Source organism: Thalassolituus sp. UBA3500 (assembly GCF_002377545.1).
Taxonomy (GTDB): Bacteria; Pseudomonadota; Gammaproteobacteria; order Pseudomonadales; family Oceanobacteraceae; genus Thalassolituus.
The window spans coordinates 24,673-27,558 of record NZ_DFQB01000039.1 but is presented as its reverse complement, the minus strand read 5'-3'; the positions used below and the strand labels follow the sequence as shown (position 1 = coordinate 27,558).

1 protein-coding gene is annotated in these 2,886 nt (G+C 51.7%); it reads left to right on the top strand.

Features of this window, described 5'->3' with window-relative positions:
• Positions 1-2,886, top strand: a 2,886-nt coding sequence (locus B2R29_RS09805; RefSeq protein WP_301180967.1) for a methyltransferase, incomplete at both ends; no start/stop codon positions are given.

The window sequence follows — 2,886 nt, the reverse complement described above, 5'->3', positions numbered from 1 at the left end:
GCGGCAACTTTTACTTCCCAACTCTTGAGCAGGCCAGCCAGTTTAAGAGCTGGATGCAAGGCGAAGACGCTGATTTGTCAGAAAGAGCCGAAGAGCGTAGGCAGCAGAAACTTGAGCGTGCTTCTGACCGAATGCGCGATATTGCCGAACGACTTGAAACGGATGCTGACGAAAGCCTGAACGCTGATCGCAAGACAAACACTCTGCGTCGAGCCGACATGGCCGCTGGCGCTCGCGCACGCGCAGAAACTCAGAAGACACTTGCCAAAGTGATGGCGGAGATTGCCGACGGCGACTACCCACTTTTGAAAAATGCGAACCAAAAGGTTCAGGTAGAGCTGCTTAATGGATTGGCGAACCGTCTGATTTATGATGCTGATCCAGAATTATTTCAGCATGACCGAATGAGTCGACGAAGCTGGAATGAGGGGGTCACACCAGAGCAGAAGGTGCAGTTTGCCAAGCTGCCTCTGCAGACTTACTACCCGGATTCAGCAAAAGATCTTGCTCAAAAAATGGAGGTGGTCAAAGGATTTAAACAGGCGGCAAATGCCTTGAGGGCCCAGGCCAGATCATCGAAAGATGGTAAGCCGGTTGTTATTCCTACCCGGGTCAGAGAAAAAATACTCGAGTTCACCACCGCGCACGGCGATAAGTACACGACTCACTACGATGTCGCTATGAGCCGCAAGCGATTGGAGCGCATGGGGATTGAAAACCTACCTACGCTTCGCGCTGTGCTCGCTGAATTCATCAAGCTGAAAGCAAAGGTCGAGGGACCTAAGCGCAAGACCAAGCTGGCGGACCTTGAGGATGCACTTCAACGCACGGTGCTGGGTAACAGAAAGGCGTTTAATGACTTCTTCCCGACTCCAGAATCAACAGCAAGTGAAATTGCCAGCCTGGCCAATATCGAAGATGGCATGACGGTGCTTGAGCCTTCGGCGGGTAATGGCCTCCTTGCAGATGAGGCTAAAGCGTCTGGTGCCGAGGTGGATACTGTAGAGCTCGCTGGCCAGCTTCGAGAGATTCTGGAAGAGAAGGGTCACAATGTTATTGGTGACGATTTCCTTGAGCTGGCGCCAGAGCAGAAGTACGACCGTGTGCTTATGAACCCCCCGTTCAGCAAAGATCAGGACATTGATCATGTGGTGCACGCCTATCAGTTTCTGAAGCCGGGCGGACGGTTGGTGGCGATTGTATCTGGCATGACCGGCGACCGATCAAACAAGAAGAACAAAGATTTCCGTGCGTTTCTCGATGAAGTTGGAGCAGAAGAGCAGGCGTTGCCAGAGGGTGCGTTTAAGTCGTCTCTGAATCCTACCGGCGTAAATACCAAAGTTGTTGTGATTGACAAGCCGGAGGCGCCACTTGCTTCTCTCTCTGACGACGTTAATGAGCAGATCCGCTCTCTGGCCAGCCAGTTCAGCGGCAAATCCCGAGTGCAGACCCGAAGCACTGCCAAGCAGGTGCGCGGCTGGCTTGAGGATATGGCTGAAGGTATGGACTCAGTTGAGGTGGTTGAAACGAGTCTGGATCTGCCCGGGCGCGTCAAGATTGATCTTGGCGCATACTTCGACAGCGCTGACGGTGCCTACGATATCAAGACCGGCAAAACCTACATCGTCGCTGGAAACATCCGGGACCAATATCACGCCAAGCGTGTATTCCTGCATGAGGTGGTAGGCCATGGCGGCGTTATCAACTACCTGAAGCAAAACGAAAAGCTGGGCGGCAAAGCCTATCTGGAAATGCTGGACGATATTTATTATCGCGCCGGACATTCAGTGATCAATAAAGACATTGATCGCTACGCATTTGACTATGACAACCCAGATGAGCGTCGTATTGCTGTTCTGGAGTACATTGCCCACCTTGCCGAGAAAGGTAAGAAGATGGGGCTAGTACAGCGTGTCATTGCTGCCCTGCGCGACCTGATCCGCAAATTCAATCCTGATATCGACTGGACGGATACCGATACCCTGGCGCTTATTGAAAAAGGGCGTCGTCACCTGCAAACACATGGCAATAATGGCAAAGGCGGTAGCGGTGCGTTACCGATGGTTGCATACCACGGAACGCCGCATATTTTTGATCGCTTTAGTCTGGATGCGGTAGGGACGGGGGAGGGTGCCCAAGCGTATGGCTGGGGTTTGTATTTTGCTGGTAAGCGTTCGGTGGCGGAGTATTACCGTGATGCTTTATCTGGCCTTACTGTCGATGGCAGGCCGGCAACGGGAAGCGAGAAAAAAGCATTCAGCGTTCTTAAAGATAATAACAATAATATTGCCGCTGCGATTGCTGATGGCAGCGTGGAAATTGATAGGGCAGGCGAATATTTGCGCGATTTATTGGTGTCTAGGCAGGCGGTTCTGGAGTCATGGAAAAAGAAGATGCCAAGATTATCCAGTTCTGGAAGTTTGTTTCAGGCTGACTTACCAGCAGAGTCAGAACTTATCGACTTTGACCTGCCTCTGTCAAAGCAGCCCGATGAGATCAAGGAAAGGCTGCTTTCGCTTGAAGATCCATTCATAACCGAAGCGATTAACTCTGAACCGGTGAGCATGGACGATGGAGAATATTGGTCTTACCTTGGCGATACATACCACTCCAAAAGAGAGGCTCTTGAAGGCTCAACTATCGCAGAGGTAATCACAGGGCGAAGGGGGATTATCGGCAAAACACCGAGGGACGTTTCCCTGGCTTTAAACTCTGTAGGGATTCCGGGCCTTATGTACTTGGACGGCGATAGTCGAGGAGGAAAGGGTGATGATCGAAACTACGTGATTTGGGATGAAAGTCGAATAACGATTGAGGCTGTAAATGACCAGCTATGGCAAGCCGAGGTCATGTCTCAGCCTGGCGGCGGAACGGTTCTCGCCCGCC